This window comes from Streptomyces sp. NPDC020983, from assembly GCF_044333485.1.
Lineage (GTDB): Bacteria > Actinomycetota > Actinomycetes > Streptomycetales > Streptomycetaceae > Actinacidiphila.
In genome coordinates, this window is record NZ_JBIRRA010000034.1 from 1 (window position 1) to 14,298 (window position 14,298).

Annotated in this window: 15 protein-coding genes; 11 read left to right on the top strand and 4 right to left on the bottom strand. The window is 70.8% G+C overall.

The window, feature by feature from the left end; genetic code table 11:
* Positions 1 to 571 precede the first annotated feature (571 nt).
* Complete coding sequence (locus ACH4SE_RS36310) at positions 572 to 742, top strand: hypothetical protein (RefSeq protein WP_398547858.1); 171 nt, start codon at positions 572 to 574, stop codon at positions 740 to 742.
* 93 nt (positions 743 to 835) lie between these two features.
* The gene (locus ACH4SE_RS36315) at positions 836 to 2,485 is read left to right on the top strand and encodes a hypothetical protein (protein WP_398547859.1); all 1,650 of its coding nucleotides are present in this window, start codon (positions 836 to 838) and stop codon (positions 2,483 to 2,485) included.
* A 90-nt stretch (positions 2,486 to 2,575) separates the two neighbouring features.
* On the opposite strand, the gene ACH4SE_RS36320 is transcribed toward ACH4SE_RS36315, so the two are convergent.
* Together ACH4SE_RS36320 and ACH4SE_RS36325 are read right to left on the bottom strand one after the other, a co-directional pair.
* Positions 2,576 to 2,788: a hypothetical protein gene (locus ACH4SE_RS36320; RefSeq protein ID WP_398547860.1), complete on the bottom strand. Its 213-nt coding sequence runs from the start codon at positions 2,786 to 2,788 to the stop codon at positions 2,576 to 2,578.
* Entirely contained in the window at positions 2,785 to 3,201 is a 417-nt protein-coding gene (locus tag ACH4SE_RS36325) for a hypothetical protein (protein WP_398547861.1), read from the bottom strand. The genes ACH4SE_RS36320 and ACH4SE_RS36325 overlap by 4 nt, the downstream gene beginning before the upstream one ends.
* A 201-nt stretch (positions 3,202 to 3,402) precedes the next feature.
* Between ACH4SE_RS36325 and ACH4SE_RS36330 the strand changes: the two genes are divergently transcribed.
* Positions 3,403 to 4,680 (top strand): XRE family transcriptional regulator, encoded by a 1,278-nt coding sequence (locus ACH4SE_RS36330; protein WP_398547862.1) that lies wholly within the window; start codon positions 3,403 to 3,405, stop codon positions 4,678 to 4,680.
* Positions 4,665 to 5,213, top strand: a complete 549-nt coding sequence (locus tag ACH4SE_RS36335; RefSeq protein ID WP_398547863.1) for a GNAT family N-acetyltransferase — start codon at positions 4,665 to 4,667, stop codon at positions 5,211 to 5,213. The genes ACH4SE_RS36330 and ACH4SE_RS36335 overlap by 16 nt, the downstream gene beginning before the upstream one ends.
* A gap of 371 nt (positions 5,214 to 5,584) precedes the next feature.
* Here ACH4SE_RS36335 and ACH4SE_RS36340 read toward each other — a convergent pair whose 3' ends face one another.
* Positions 5,585 to 5,944 (bottom strand): hypothetical protein, encoded by a 360-nt coding sequence (locus tag ACH4SE_RS36340; RefSeq protein ID WP_398547864.1) that lies wholly within the window; start codon positions 5,942 to 5,944, stop codon positions 5,585 to 5,587.
* Positions 5,945 to 6,184: 240 nt separating this feature from the next.
* Between ACH4SE_RS36340 and mobC the strand changes: the two genes are divergently transcribed.
* From mobC to ACH4SE_RS36355, 3 genes are all read left to right on the top strand, one after another.
* On the top strand, positions 6,185 to 6,619 hold the full coding sequence (mobC, locus tag ACH4SE_RS36345) for a plasmid mobilization relaxosome protein MobC (protein WP_398547865.1): 435 nt from the start codon (positions 6,185 to 6,187) through the stop codon (positions 6,617 to 6,619).
* On the top strand, positions 6,616 to 8,397 hold the full coding sequence (locus tag ACH4SE_RS36350) for a relaxase/mobilization nuclease domain-containing protein (protein WP_398547866.1): 1,782 nt from the start codon (positions 6,616 to 6,618) through the stop codon (positions 8,395 to 8,397). Before mobC ends, ACH4SE_RS36350 begins: the two co-directional genes overlap by 4 nt.
* Positions 8,398 to 8,508: 111 nt before the next feature.
* Entirely contained in the window at positions 8,509 to 9,555 is a 1,047-nt protein-coding gene (locus tag ACH4SE_RS36355) for a hypothetical protein (RefSeq protein WP_398547867.1), read from the top strand.
* Between the two features lie 68 nt (positions 9,556 to 9,623).
* On the opposite strand, the gene ACH4SE_RS36360 is transcribed toward ACH4SE_RS36355, so the two are convergent.
* Entirely contained in the window at positions 9,624 to 10,658 is a 1,035-nt protein-coding gene (locus tag ACH4SE_RS36360) for an NlpC/P60 family protein (RefSeq protein WP_398547868.1), read from the bottom strand.
* A gap of 490 nt (positions 10,659 to 11,148) precedes the next feature.
* On the opposite strand from ACH4SE_RS36360, the gene ACH4SE_RS36365 reads away from it, so the two are divergent.
* From ACH4SE_RS36365 to ACH4SE_RS36380, 4 genes are read left to right on the top strand one after another with little or no spacing between them, the layout of a single operon-like run.
* Positions 11,149 to 11,628 (top strand): hypothetical protein, encoded by a 480-nt coding sequence (locus tag ACH4SE_RS36365; RefSeq protein ID WP_398547869.1) that lies wholly within the window; start codon positions 11,149 to 11,151, stop codon positions 11,626 to 11,628.
* Between the two features lie 2 nt (positions 11,629 to 11,630).
* Positions 11,631 to 11,957, top strand: a complete 327-nt coding sequence (locus ACH4SE_RS36370; RefSeq protein ID WP_398547870.1) for a hypothetical protein — start codon at positions 11,631 to 11,633, stop codon at positions 11,955 to 11,957.
* 10 nt (positions 11,958 to 11,967) lie between these two features.
* Entirely contained in the window at positions 11,968 to 12,783 is an 816-nt protein-coding gene (locus ACH4SE_RS36375; protein WP_398547871.1) for a hypothetical protein, read from the top strand.
* Complete coding sequence (locus ACH4SE_RS36380; RefSeq protein ID WP_398547872.1) at positions 12,780 to 14,291, top strand: hypothetical protein; 1,512 nt, start codon at positions 12,780 to 12,782, stop codon at positions 14,289 to 14,291. The genes ACH4SE_RS36375 and ACH4SE_RS36380 overlap by 4 nt, the downstream gene beginning before the upstream one ends.
* Positions 14,292 to 14,298: the final 7 nt, after the last annotated feature.

The window sequence follows — 14,298 nt, forward strand, 5'->3', positions numbered from 1 at the left end:
CGCGACCCGGCCAGGACGCGCTGGCCGCCGCCGTACCGGCCCTCGTAGGAATCCACCTCTTAAGAGGTGAGACGGTGGCGCAGCGAGGCGGGGAAGTGCGGGTTTGGGCAACGCGGGGCTCCGCCCCACACCCCGGCCCTCTCTCGGAGGGGGCGGGGGGCCTGTGGTGATCTGCGGGCCGGTGGGTGGTGCGGGTGGTGGTGGTTGGGTGCCTCCCTCCCCGGACGGGCTCCCGGAGGGGACCACAGTCCGCGCCGGGCCGCCAGGCCAAGCCCGCCTGCGGCGGGTCGCGCAAGCGCGAGCCTTGCACCCCAGCACGGCCCGCGGTCGGCTGCGCCCGCCCGACCGAGGAGGGAGCCCCCCAACCGGCCCGTCGTACGGCGTCGCCAGAGGGGGTGTCCGCGACTCCTGAAATACCCTCAAAAAAGGCTCCTGAACTGCGGCTTTATAGAGGGAAGAGGGTTGACTCCCACCCTAAAACTTGAGAGTATTAGTTACGTCGGAAGGGCGGGAATCCCGACCGGCACGGCCCCCGGGCCACACCGAAAAACCTCAACGGAAGGAAGACGCGATGAGCGCGAGCGAGGGACTGATCACGCGGGAGCAGGTCGAGCGCCGGGAGCGCCGCCCGCTGTCGAACGAGGACTGGGACCGGCTGCGCGAGGCGATCCGGGAGTCCACCGTCTGGGACGTGATCGACGCGATCCTCGGCGAGTTCGAGAACGGCGCCGACGCCCTCTAGCGGCGACCGGCGGTGTGCCGGGCAGGGGCGGGAATCCCCGCCCGGCACACCAGGCAAGGCCCCCACCGAAGACCTCAACCCCAGGGACAGGACATGGAAGACCTCGCGCAGAAGGGCACCGCCGCGGCGGTGGACGAGGACGGCCGACCGTACGCCAACGGGTTCCGGCCGGCGGTGCTGGAGTGGGACGGCTGGACGTGCGCGGACTGCATCGTGTGCGGCATGGGCGCGGCGTGCGCGGACTGCGAGGCCTGCACCAGCTTCGCCGCCCCGTACCCGCCGCACTGGGCACGCGACTGGCAGCCCGGCGAGCCCGAGCGCGGTGTCGAAATCTTCGGCGGTCCGGGCGGCATGTCGGCGGGACGCGGACTGGTCGACGGCGGCGACTGGGTGCTGATCGAGCTGGACCCGAACGCCGCGGCGACCGCGCGGGCCGCCGGGCACTGGGTCATCCAGGCCGACGTGCGGACCCTGGACCCCCGCCATCCCGCGTTGCGCTGCACCCGCCGCTTCCACGGCAGCCCGCCCTGCCAGACGCTGTCCGGCGCGGGCCTGCGCTCGGCGTGGAACGACGCGGAAATCAGCGAACTCCAGAGCATCATGTGGCAGGCATCCGAGGCTTTCGGCTACCTCGAAGTGGACGACCTGTGCAGCCTCTACGGCGGCCCCCACGGGTACTACGGCGACGTCCTGGACGACATGGAGGACCACCCCGACGCCCACACATGGGGGGACGAGTGCTGCGGCGGCTACCTCCCGCCGTGCATGACCCCCGCGGCGTACCGCGAGTGGGCCGCGTCGGTCGTCAGCGACCAGCGCACGGCACTCATGGCGGAGATGCTGATCTGGCCCATGTGCCTGGTGCAGATCGGCGCCCCGCTGGTCAGCATCACGATGGAGCAGAGCGCCAACCTGCTCAAGCAGGCCCCGAGGCTGGCCGAGGCGATCCAGGCCGAAATCACCAGCGTCGAGGGGTTCGGCTGGGCGTGGTGCAGCTGGCAGATCGCGGACGCCGCGGACTACGGCGCGGCCACCCACCGCGTGCGCGCGTGGATGGTCGCCACCCGCTACGACGAGCCGCGGTACGCGGAACACGTGGACGGTGACGCGGCGGCGCGCGAGATGTGGGCGCACGTCCTTAAGGCGACCGGGGCGCTCCCCGACTGGACGCCGGAACTCAACCGCCGGATCGACCCGTACCAGGGCCGCCCGGCACTGCCCACGGTGACCGTCGCCGACGCGCTGAACCTCCCCGAGGACTGGTGGGCCGACACCCGCGGCAAGCGGACGATCAACCCGGAAACCGGCAAGGTCCGCGGCGGCGGCAGCTGGCCGGTGAACCGGACCGGGCAGTGCGTCACCGCCACCTGGTACGGCATCAAATTCCGCCCGGCGGACGTGCCGCAGGGCGAGGGTACGGTCACCATCTCCCTGCCGGACCTGGGTGCGCTCGTGGGCTTCCGCCGGGACTACCCCTGGCAGTACATCCCCACCCGGAAAGGCGCCACTGGCGTGCGCAACCTGGCCCAGCAGCCCGCCGACGCCTGCTCGCCGTTCAACGCCGCCGCCATCTCCGCCGCGGTGCAGGGCCGGGACTGGTACGAGCCGACCGCCGCCTACCAGGCCGCGCTCTACGGGCTCTCCACGGAGCCGGTGGCGTCGCCGGTCGAACTGGTCCTCCCGGTTCTGCCCGCACCGCGCAAAGGCCGCCACGACAGCGAGCAGTTGGAGCTGTTCGCCTAGCTCTCCGCGGACGACGAAGGCCCCGGCGGACCGCTGGAAAATCAGCGGTCCGCCGGGGCCTTCGTCGTGGCGGCGCGAGGTCTGGAGAGGTCAGGAAGAAGGGATGTCGCCGGGTTCGGGCTTGGCGAGATTATCCGGGTCCGCGGTGAACTCCGGGCCGCCGCCGAGCGGACGCAGCCATGCCACCTTCTGCTTGCCACCGTCGGGCGCGAGAGCGCGGAAAACCCCCCGCGCGCCGGTCGTCGTGTCCTCCACGACCTCACCGATCCAGCGGTGGTCGTAGCTGTGGTCGCCGAGAGTCATGCGGCTCCACCAGTCGCGGAAGTCAGCGGCGCCCAGGTGTAGAGGACGCGCACGCCGTGGTCCTGGAGCCACCGGGTCTCGCGGTACCGGTACTCGTGAGCGGAGTCGGGCGCGAGCGCGGTCGGCCAGCGGACGAGCACGGAGGCGACGGCGCCGGCGGCGGCCAGCTCGCGCACGCGCTGCCACCCTTGCCGCAGGCACGGGTCGGGTTCGCCGTACTCGTCTGCGACCAATTCTGTGATGGTCAGCCCGTGCGCCTCGGCGAACGCGCGGCCTTCCTCCTCAGCTCGCTGGGCGGCTACGCCGGGCACCGCCGTACCGGCGTCGGTGCACACGTAGAGCACGCTCGCAGCGGGGTCCGGGACGGCCGGTGCGGCGGCGGCATTTTCCTGGGATGTTCCTGCACTGCTCATCGGTGCCTCAGCAGGTGGTCCGAAGCGGTGCCCCGCCGCGCCTCACGGGGGAAGGAGGCGCGACGGGGCCGTACAAACACCTAACCGCCGCTCCCCGGCGACCGTGCATGACGAAGTGCCCCGGGCTGCTCGCGGTCGCACTGACGAATTGACCCTTCCGTTACCTGGCCGCAGCTCACGCGCACGCCCTACCGTGCTGTCGTGGCGGAGAACCAGAACCAACCCTTATCCGCTTGGATGACGGACCACCAGATGTCAGCTGCGGAGCTGGCCGACGCGGTCAACGCCGCCGTCGCGCAGTTCACCGGGCGCATCGGCACGACGTCCGAGCGCACCGTGTTCCGCTGGCTGTCCGGCGAGAACCAGTGGCCCCAGGAACGGCAGCGCCGAGCCCTGGAGCTGGTCACCAACCTCACCGTGGAGGCTCTAGGATTCCGCCCCCGGGGGAAGAAAGGCACCACCGAACCAGCACTATCAGAGGACCCCGACGTGCGCCGTCGCCAGCTTTTCGGCGTGGCCGCTGGCACCGCGGCAGCCGCCATCCCCCTCGACCAAGGCCGACCGTCGCGCGTCGGCACCTCCGACGTGATACGGCTGCGCGACGGTGTCGAGCGACTGGTCGCCCTGGACGCCGAGCGAGGCGGCAACGGGCTGGAGCAGGCAGCCCTGGCCGGAGCCGCCGAAGCGCTCGCCCTCCAAAAGCAGGCCACCACCCAGCGCGTACGGCAACGCCTGTTCGCACTCGCCAGCGACTTCACCGCGACAGCAGCATGGAGCCTGATCGACGCCGGTCGACTGGACGGTGCTGGCCGCCACCTGGACCGCGCGTTGACGCTGGCAGGCCTAGCGCAAGACAGTGAGATGGCCATGCAGACGTGGAACCTACGCGCGATGCTCGCCCGGCAGCGCCGCGACTACGCCGAATCGGTCGCCGCTTCCGAAGCAGCGCAGGCGACCGCCATCGCCCGGCGCAGTCCGCTGCACACCTCACTCGCCCACGCCCGTACCGCCGTCGGGCTCGCTCACAGCGGCGACGCCCGCATGGCCCTTCGTTGGCTCGGCCGCGCCGAGGACGCCTTGGCCAAGGCGGATCTGACGCGACCCGCGTCGACCTGGATCTCGTTCTACGGACCGGCAGAGCTGTATTCCCTCACCGCGATCGTGCAGGACGTCGTCGGCCGCCCCGCGGAGGCGGAAGCAGCCTCCCACCGGGCACTCGCGGCGCTGCCGCAGTCCTACCGCCGCAACCGCGCGCACACCACCGCCCGGCTTGCCCTGGCGCAGCTGCACCAGAACGACGTCGAGCAGGCGTGCGCCACCAGCGGCACGGTCTTCGTCATCATGGCGGGCACCCCGCTTCCGGGGCGGATGCGGCAGCTTCTCGGAGACTTCCAACGCGACCTGATCGCCCGTGCTCCCTCCGCGCGCATCGCGCACGAGTGGACCGACCGTTACCGGACCGAATGGAGCAGCTCTTGACCACCACAGCTGTTGAGATCCGCCGCTTCGGCCACGAGGACCTGCCCCGTATCCGGCAGGTTCTCCTGGACGTTCACGAGGACGCCTACGCCGAGGAGATGGACGACGAGTTCAACCAGCGCTTCCCCTGGTTCGTGGACCATTGGGGCGGCAATCCCGGCTTCGCCTGCGTCATCGGCTATGACGGCGACGAGCCGGTCGGCTTCGCCTACGGAGCCCCGGCCACACCCGGGCGGGAGTGGTGGCGCGAGCACCTGGACCAGCCGCCGGCGGACGAGTCGACCTTCTCGTTCTCCGAGCTGATGGTCCGCCCGCGGTGGCGGAAGACCGGCACCGCCCAGCGACTGCACGAAGCGCTGATCGAGGGCCGCCCGGAAGCCCTGGCGGTGCTCCTGGTGGACCCCGACCACCCGAAGGTGCAAGCGCTCTACGAGACGTGGCAATACCGCAAGGTCGGCAACCGGCAGCCCTTCCCGGACTCCCCGAACTTCGTCGTCATGCTGCGGGATCTGTCCACAGCGAAGGCAGCTTGACGCCCTGCTCGCATCGGTGCCCGGCACCCCCTCACGGGAGTGCCGGGCACCGGCACGTGTTCCAGATTTCTGGAATCCCCCACCCTCCCGGCCGCACCCGCACGACGGCCGGAGCCCTGTTCCGGACCCGGGGGCGCCGACCCTTTTTCCTCCCTCCCCGTCAAGGCCTTACCCAAGGTCGGGGGACGGAGAGTCAAGGTGGAGCGCCCGCACCGCAGGCGCGTTGCGAGGCACGAGTGACGCGGCGAGGAGTGGACGTACGACCTTGACGCGGAGGAGCCTGGCCGGACGCTGGAAAGGCCGGGGAGGGATGCAGCAGCAACACGAAGGGCACCGCGAAGCGGTGCCCTTGTCCCTGCGTGCTGAGGCGGTCAGCCGGTCAGGCCGCCCGCCTCCACTGTCGCACCTTCTCCGTCGCCACCCTGTGCGGGCACCGTGGCCGGCGAGGCGGAGCCAGCGTCCGCAGGCGCCGCCTTGGATGCCACGCGCTTGCGGGGGCGACCCTTCGGGCGCCTTGCCGGTTCTTCGGCACCGATGGCCGACAGTTCCTCCGCGGTCCAACCGGCCGCTTCCGCAGCCACGTAGGCTTTGGCGTAGGGCTCGTCCAGCTCGTTCAGCTGCCGCTGGAGTTCCTGACGTTGCTCCAGGACCTGCGCGAGCGGCTCGAACGCCTCCTCGCGGGCTTCCTGGATCTGCTTCATCCGCTGTCTGATCTCGTGTGCAGTCGCCATGCTGTGATCGTACTGGCCACCCCTTCAATGCGGCCGGGTGGGACACCCGACTACCGCAGGTCAGAGCATTTTTGACGGGTCACCACGCAGTACGGTGCACCCCGCAGATAGCAGTAACCAACGGCAGCGAGTTAGTGCTTACTGATATCAGTAAGCGGGATCATCGCCGGTCTTCCACTAGGGTGGCGGCGGATGATCTTGGGTCCGAGGACGGACCGGTGCGTGCAGAAGGGGGCTGCCGTGGCAGAGCCACCAGCAGCAGACGACCGGGGGCGAGCCCCGGTGCGCCGGCGCGAGCGCGAGACCGGCGGACGCCGGACCAAGCGCTTCCTCGTGTCGTACAGCGAGAGCGAACTGACGATCGTCCGTGAGGCTGCCGCCCGAGACAACCAAGCCCTTGCCGCATGGGTCGCTGGAGCCGCCCTGGACGTGGCCACCGAGAAGGTCGTCCCTGTCTCCGCCGACGCCCGCGACGTCGTCGCTGATCTCATCCAGGCGCGCAACCAGGTCTCGCGCATCGGCAACAACGTCAACCAGATCGCCAGGACGCTGAACGCGGAGGGCGAGGTCACCGCGGCCCAAATCACTGCGGTCCTGGACACGGCGCTGCGAGCCATCCAACGCATGGACGAGGCGACCCGCCAGGTGATGCGCGAACGGCAGCCGCGGTCATGATGCCGAAGAAGGCCCGGGAGGGATCTGACACCTGCGGGCTGCTGGAGTACCTGTACGGGCCGGGCAAGCGGGACGAGCACACCGACCCCCATATGGTGGCCTCCTGGGACGACCCGTACGTGGAGGACCCGGCGGTCTCACTGGACATGACGATCCCCGACCTGGCGCTCATCCTGGACGCCCCGGTGTACGCGCTGCCGTGCAAGAAGCCGCCCCAGCACGTGTACCACGTGGCCGTCCGCAACGCGCCCGAGGACCGAACCCTGACGGACGACGAATGGGCGAAGGTGGCCCGGGAGATGATGCACGCCGCCGGCATCGCCGAGCACGGGGACGACCAGGCATGCAGGTGGGTGGCGATCCGGCACGCCGACGACCACATCCACATCGTGGCGACCAAGGCCAGGCAGGACGGTCGGCAGCCGAACCTGCGGCAAGACATCGTGAAGATGCACGCGGCAGCCCGCGAGTTCGAGGTCGAGTTCGGACTGCGCCGCCTGACGCACGGGGACAAGACGGCGAGGAAGTGGCCCAAGTCCGGGGAGCAGGAGAAGGCCGTCCGACGCGGACTGCCCGAGCCGGTCCGCGAGACGCTCCAGCGGACGGTTCGCCAGGCAGCGGCAGCCGCCGTGAGTGACGCCGACTTCTTCGCCCGGCTGACCGCATCCGGGCTGCGGGTGAAGCAGCGCATCGCCCCGGACGGGAACATCACCGGCTACTCAGTTGCCCAGCCCGGGGACCGCGACGGCGGACAGCGCGCGGTGTGGTTTCCCGGTGCGCGACTGGCCCCGGATCTGTCCCTTCCCCGAGTCCGCGAACGGTGGCAGCGGCCGACCCACGTGTCGCCGGTCGCGGCAGCCGAGATGTGGCAGGAGGCCGAGCGCCGGGTGCGCGCCGCCGCGGACCAGCTCGGCGCCGGCGGACTGCGCGAGGGAGCCGGCGACGTGGCCGCACTCGGTGACCTGATCGTGGTAGCGGCCGTGATCTCACCGCGCATGGTGCGCGACCGGATGCGGCAGGCCGCCTACGAGTTCGAGCGTGCCTCTCGTGCTCCCGGCGACCGCGCCCTGGAGGGCCAAGCACGCAGGCTTTACCAGGAGTCCACGCAGCTGCTGAGCCGATCCGCCGTGGCGGCATCGCGGCACAGCGACACGGTCGCCGCACTCGGCTTTCTGCTGGCGCTGGCGACGGCGATCGAGGCATCCCGGCGCTGGCACCAGGCGCAAGAACACCGCGTCCAGGCGGAGGCTTCCGGGCGTGCCGGTCGGCTGCTGCGCGAGGCAGTCGAGGTGACCGCCGGTGCGAGCGCGGCACGCGAGTACCGACCGCGCCCGCGACGTGCAACCAAGCGGCCCGCTGTAGCCACTTCCGCCCGCCGGTCGGTACCCCAATCCGGTGAGCGCCCGATGGCCGGTGTCGTCCAGCAGGCCATTCCGCATCACGCGAGCGCGGTGCTCACGGATACGGCCTGGCCCGCGCTGCGTACGCGCCTGGTGGAGGTCGAGCGTGCGGGCGAGGACCCGGCCGAAGTCCTGGCGGCGGTGGCCGCGCGCCGGGAGCTGGCGTCTGCGGATTCGGTGGCAGAAGTGCTTACATGGCGGTTGGACGGCTGGAAGCGCCAGCGTGATGCGGCGCCGAACGCCGAGGGCAAGAGCCCGTCGGCGACGTCCGCGGGGGACACCGGGTCTTCGGGCGCAGCCCGCACGAGGGGCACGGCCGGGCCGACACGTCGGCCGCCCGGTGATGAGCAGGGCAGGGGTCCGAGGAGGACCCGCTAACGAGGGGAGCTTGAGATGACAACACCTTCACCGGAGGAGCAAGCGTCAGGGGCATTCGCCGAGGCCGCCGCCGAGGCGGTGCAGACGTCCGTGATGGCGTTCCGGTTGGTCATGGCTATCGCAGACGCCGTACGGCGCCAGCAGCAGCGCCAAAAGGGCGGAGCCGAGGAGGCACTGCCGTCCGCCGAGGAGTCGGTCGGCGAGGCATCCGGGGCGGTGAAAAAGCTCCTTCCGCCGGACATCGGAGCGGCACTTCTGGACGTGGCCGACTGGCCGCAGATCGCCCAGCAACTCATGGCACTACGACACGCCGGCGTGGACGTAGAGGCGATGCTCCCGCGCGTCGGCGAGATCGCGGCGACGGTACGGGACGCGGTCGCAGCCAACGCCGAGCGCACCATCCGGGAGGGCACGGACCCGTGGGCCAAGATGCTGCGCGAGACGCTGCCGGCGGGACCGGTGCGCGAGGCGATCCTGTCCTCTCCGGCATGGCCGGAGATGGCAGCCACAATGGCGCAGTTGGACGAGCGCGGCGTCGATGTGCGGTCGATCCTCACCTCCGCCCAAGAGGAGGGAATCGGCGTCGACCAGGCGGTGGCGAAAGTCCTCACCGCGGCCGAGGTGCCGACCACCAGCCGCGACGCGCTGCTGTCGTACGGGCCGCTGACGACGGGCCTGGACGTCCCCCAGGATCTCGACCTGGCCGACCGCGAGCGGGCACTTCGACAGCTGGCCATCTCGCAGACGGAGAACCAGCGCTTCGCGCGGATGGTGCGCGAGGCGATGCCTGGCCACGAGCGTGAAGCGGACCTGCTCGTGACAGCCCGGCAGTGGCCGCTGCTGGCCGCGCGGATGGCCGACATGGAACGCGAGGGCAAGCCGGTGGCCGAGCACCTGGCGCGGCTGTCGGCGGACAACTCGTGGGAGCAGGGGCCGCAGTCGCAGGTGGGGCGGCGGCTGGTCCAGGCCGCCAACGATGCGCTGCGCAAACCGGTCGGCGGCCCCCCGTCCAAGGTGAACACCGCGGCGGCACGGGCGCAGTCGCCGAGCGTGGACCCTACTAAGGCCCCTGCCGCGAAGGGGACGGCACCCGCCGGGCCGGCCGTGGCCCCTCACCGGCAGTCCGGGCCTGCGCCACGGAGCGGCAGGAGCAAGTAGCAGCCGCCCCGACCGACGTGTGCCGCAGGCCGAAACCGGCCTGCGGCACACGTCGTTTCACGGTGGGCTCAGGGGCGGGTGGCACCGTAGTAGTCGCCTGCGGGCATCGCCGACGTGATCGAGGCGAGCTTGACGTTCTCGCCAGTGCGCGGCGCCTCCAAAATGTTGCCGTCACCGGCGTAGAGAGCGACGTGGTAGATGCTGCTGCCGTGCGCCCAGAACAGCAGATCGCCCGGCTGGAGGTCGGTGCGGGAGACCGGATGATCGGAGGTGGAGCCGTACTGTTCGGCGGCGGTGCGGGGCAGCTTCACCGCGGGCCAGTAGGCGTACTGCGTCAGGCCCGAGCAGTCGAAGCCCACGGTGCTGGAGGCGGCGCACTTGCCATTGAGGTAACCGTTGGTTCCGTCGCAGAAACCGGTGCTCGGACCGCCCGGGCCGCCGCCGCCCCAGGAGTACGGCGTGCCCAGCCGGGTGGCCGCCTTGCGCAGTGCATCCGGCCCGGCGCCGTGCCCGGAGACCTGGAGCAGGCCCGGCCCCTGGAAGCGCGCCATGTTCGCCATGATGGCCTGCACGTAGTTGTAGGTCTGGCCGCCGGAGTACGACTTCGGCGGCACTCCCTGGAACCGTTCCACTGCGCCCCAGCCTGCGTTGTACCCGGCCAGCGCGAGCGCCCGGACGTCGCCCGGGTAGCTGGAGCTTTTCGCCTGCTTGATCAGGCTGCACATGAAGTGGCCCTGCGCGATCACCGCGTCGCCTATGTCGGTCGGGCTTGCGGTGCCGTTGCCGTCGGAGTCCCGTCCCCAGGTGGCCCAAGTATCGGGCGTGAACTGGGCTGGACCCTGCGCGCCGGCGGAGCTGGTGGAGTCGGCGTTGAAGCCGCTCTCCTGATAGAGCTGAGCGGCCAGCAGAGCCGGGGTCATCTCCGGCTCCGCGCAGTCGGCATCGGCCTTGAGAATCCAGGTGAGGTACTCCTCCGGCACGCCTTGCAGGCCTTCGCCGCCGTCGGTCGTCGCAGCCGCAGCCTTCTCCTGCGATGCCACCACGCCGACCACGGTGACCAGACCCAGCAGGGCGACGCAGACGACACCAATGACAAGTCCCACGAGAGCCTTCACGCGCATCCCCCCAGTTGCCCGGTCTCTTCCCGCCGTGCACGTTGTACGACTTTCAGACCTACTGAATCACGTGCCGATTGGCCCGCGCGTCCGCATTGGGAAGGGCCAGGGCGCACGCAGGATTCCCGCTCACGTAAGCTCAGGAGAGGTACCTCGAAAGTTGATTTCGCGTCGCGCAATGACGGCCGCTTCATTGCGCACGGCGAAATGGCGCCCTTTGTGCAGGACCGTTGGCAGCCGGGGGGTGAAGCCGATGGGCAGCGGACACGGCTGCGGCAATGAGCCGTTCCCGGGGGCCGGTTGGCGTCCTTCGGTGAAGTCGCCGGGATCGCGCAATGCGGGACGGCACGGCATGGTGACCCGACCTCCCGTTGCGCGAAAACCCGACGCGGCCTTGACGGCAGGTCACGATAACCTCAGTCACTTCAAGAACCCAATATCGTGACTTAAACGATCGCATGCAGGGGGGAGTTGCGGTATGACCGCCCAACCAGTGGCGTCAACCTACAACGTTGGCCAGCCCGTTGCCCTTCGGTACGCGCTGGCGTCCATCAACGGCGGCTACGACATCGCCTTGGCGACGGTCACCGCGATGCTCGACAACGGGTCCGGCGGTGCCCGCGCCCGCGTGCTGGCGCCGGGGGAGCCCTTCCCGTACGGCGCCGCCCCGGTCCTCGTGGGCGAGACGAGCCTGTTCAGCGCGAGGCGGCTGGAGGGGCTGTTGCAGGTGTGGGGGCCGAGGCCGCGGCCATGGCTGGTGTGGGTGGCCGACGCGCCGATCCGGCCGGTGCAGGACGCCCGCTTCCTCATTCGCGCCCTGGAGGGGCGCTTGGCCGGGGTGGCGCGCGTGCCGTACCTGCCGGTGCTGCGGGCCGTTGAGGGTCCTGACGAGGCCTTGGAGTACAGAGACGTCCAGGCCGCGGGCGAGAAGCTGCGGCGCACGATCGAAGGGAACTGAAGATGGCCATGGAGCGGGTCGCCGCGCGGCTGTACCTGGCGCTGCCGACGCCGAAGCCCAGCGACGGCGGCGGCGGGCTGATCCCCGGCGCCAAGCCCACGAAAATCCCCGGCTTGGACGGCCCGGTCAGCCAGGTCTTCGGCTACGGCCTGTGGCTGCTGGTGCTGGCCGGTGCCGGCGGCGTCGGCTTCGGGATCTACAAGCTGGCCACCGCGGACAAGAGCCGCAACGGCGGCGGGTCCGAGCCCTTCAAATGGATGGGCGGCGGGATCGCAGCGATCCTTCTGTCCGGCTCCCTGATCGCGATTCTCAACGGCATCGCAGGCTGAGGCGGGGGACATGGCGCGCACTAGCAGGGGATGGAACACCAAGGGCACCTGGCTCGCCGGGGCGGCGCTGGCGGTCGTTGTCGCGTTGACCGGCTACGCGGTGCTCAGCGGCGGCGACGACGACAAGGGCAAGCCGACGGCCAAGGACACTCCGACGGCGACGTCGACCGCGCGCCAGCCGTCCGTCAGCCCGTCGGCGACGGCGACGTACTCCGAGCCGGACGACTGGACCGAGCCGGACCGGTGGACTGCGCTACCGCGGGGGCAGCGCACCGACAGCGGTGGCAGCTCGGTCGGCTTCCCGCAGACCACCGAGGGGGCGGTGTCGATGATGGTGGCCGCCAACAGCACCGCCATCCAGGGCAGCACGTCCAACGTGGACGAGCAGCTGCGCATCTTCCACTCCTACATCGACAAGCCGGAGCAGACCGACCAGTACGCCGACCAGATCAAGCAGAACGCGACCGCGAGCGACGCGAGCCTGGCGCAGCAGATGCACGTCCAGCCCGGGCAGCCCTTGCCGTCCGGCGCCTACCTGCGCAGCGCCGTCGTGGGCTACCAGGTCATCAGCAGGTCGGGCACCGAGGTCAGCGCCTGGCTGCTGTCTCGCGTCGTGCAGAAGGACGGCGAGATGACCAAGGAGGCCACGTCCTACAGCCGCACCCTGGCCGGGGCGCAGTGGATGGATGGGGACTGGCGGCTCACCGGGGCCGCCACCAACCGGGCGCAGCAGGCCGTCCAGGGCAAGGCGCAGCCGACGATCGCAGCCCCCGGCGACCCCGGCTTCAACGCGGCGGGCTGGACCGCCATAAGGCAGGCGTCGTGAAGCGCCGCTTGCTCGGGCTCTTGCTCGCACTGTGCGCGGTGTTCGGGGTGGCGTCGGTCGCTGCGCAGCCGGCCGCGGCCGACGGCGTCGTCGGCACCGTCGTGGAAGGGGCGTGCGATGTCGGCACCGGCCCGGTCCTCGGAGTGGTCAGCGGCGGCCTGGCGAAGGTCACCGGCATCGGCGGCCTGAGTACCTCGAACATGTGCCACTCCTTGGGATCGGTCACGGAGAAGGGCATCAAGAAGGCCTGGAAGGGCGTGTGGAACAGCGTCCTCGGGGACCTCATCACGTCCGCTGAGGACGCCACGAAGTGGGCCATCAAGGAGACGTTGACCGTCTCGCTGCTCGGCCCGTCGGTCGACCTCGCGGGCACCGGGCTGTGGGGGAAGAACGCCACGCTCGCGGGCATGCTGGTCTGGCTCGGGCTCGTGATTGCCGCGGCCGGGATCATGTGGAACCTCGGCAGGATGGCGGTCACCGGGCAGAGCAAGCACTTGTGGCGGTCGCTGGGCGGATGGGTGGAGAACCTGCTCATCTCCGCCGTCGGCGTGTCGCTGTTCGCGTTCCTGCTGGCCATGGGCGACGCCCTGAGCAGCGGGTTGGTCGACAAGACGTTCTCCGACGACAACTCGGCCTACGAGCGGATCATCGCGGTGCTGCTGCCCGAGACGCTGACCAATCCGGTCACGGTGCTGTGCATCGTGGGTGTCCTGTTGTTGATCGGTTTCGTGCAGATGGTCATGATCTTCCTGCGGCAGAGCGCGATCCCCATCATCTGCCTGCTGCTGCCGGTCGCCGGCGGCGGGCGGACCGGCGGCGATGCAACCCGCAAATGGGCGCCGACCCTGATCACCACCGGCATGGTCATCATCGCGTACAAGCCCATCGTCGCCATCATCATCTGCACGGGTTTCAGCGAGTTCGGGCACGCCAGCAACCTCGTGGAGTGGCTGCGGGGTTGCGCCACCCTGCTGCTCGCGGTCCTCGCGCCCGGGCCGCTCACGAAAATCTTCGCTCCCTTCGGGTCTGCGGTCGGCGGCGGACTCAGCTCCGGCGGCGCCAGCGGCGCCCTGTCGGCGGCCAGCGGCTACTTCGCCGGGAAGGTCGGCGGCGACGGCGACAGCAGCGGGGGCGGCGGCGACGGCGGCGGAGACAGCCCGAGCAGCGCCGTGGAGCACGCCCGGTACGTCGAGCAGAGCATGGGCAGCCAGGGCGGCGGCGACGGAAACGGCGGCGCGGGCGGCGACGCCCAGGCGCAGGCCGCCCGGAACGACGCCGCGCAGGTGCCCGCCCAGGCCGGGGCCGACGGCGCCGCGGGTGCCGCGGGCGCCGGCGCGGCGGGCGGCGAGGCATTGGCCGGCGCCGGTGCGGCCGGTGGCGGAGCGGCAGCTGGGGGCGCCGCTGCTGCGGCGGCGGGTCCGGTGGGTATCGGGATCGCGGTCCTGGACGGCGTGAACGACGCCGTCCAGGGCGCGAGCGGAGCGATCGGCGGAGGTGGACAGCAGTGAGCGCGCA

Coding starts and splice junctions, on each gene's coding strand:
- ACH4SE_RS36310 (WP_398547858.1), top strand. CDS start 572: ATGAGCGCGAGCGAGGGACTGATCACGCGGGAGCAGGTCGAGCGCCGG.
- ACH4SE_RS36355 (WP_398547867.1), top strand. CDS start 8,509: ATGGCTATCGCAGACGCCGTACGGCGCCAGCAGCAGCGCCAAAAGGGC.
- ACH4SE_RS36350 (WP_398547866.1), top strand. CDS start 6,616: ATGATGCCGAAGAAGGCCCGGGAGGGATCTGACACCTGCGGGCTGCTG.
- ACH4SE_RS36335 (WP_398547863.1), top strand. CDS start 4,665: ATGGAGCAGCTCTTGACCACCACAGCTGTTGAGATCCGCCGCTTCGGC.
- ACH4SE_RS36370 (WP_398547870.1), top strand. CDS start 11,631: ATGGCCATGGAGCGGGTCGCCGCGCGGCTGTACCTGGCGCTGCCGACG.
- ACH4SE_RS36340 (WP_398547864.1), bottom strand. CDS start 5,944: ATGGCGACTGCACACGAGATCAGACAGCGGATGAAGCAGATCCAGGAA.
- ACH4SE_RS36365 (WP_398547869.1), top strand. CDS start 11,149: ATGACCGCCCAACCAGTGGCGTCAACCTACAACGTTGGCCAGCCCGTT.
- ACH4SE_RS36320 (WP_398547860.1), bottom strand. CDS start 2,788: ATGACTCTCGGCGACCACAGCTACGACCACCGCTGGATCGGTGAGGTC.
- ACH4SE_RS36325 (WP_398547861.1), bottom strand. CDS start 3,201: ATGAGCAGTGCAGGAACATCCCAGGAAAATGCCGCCGCCGCACCGGCC.
- ACH4SE_RS36375 (WP_398547871.1), top strand. CDS start 11,968: ATGGCGCGCACTAGCAGGGGATGGAACACCAAGGGCACCTGGCTCGCC.
- ACH4SE_RS36315 (WP_398547859.1), top strand. CDS start 836: ATGGAAGACCTCGCGCAGAAGGGCACCGCCGCGGCGGTGGACGAGGAC.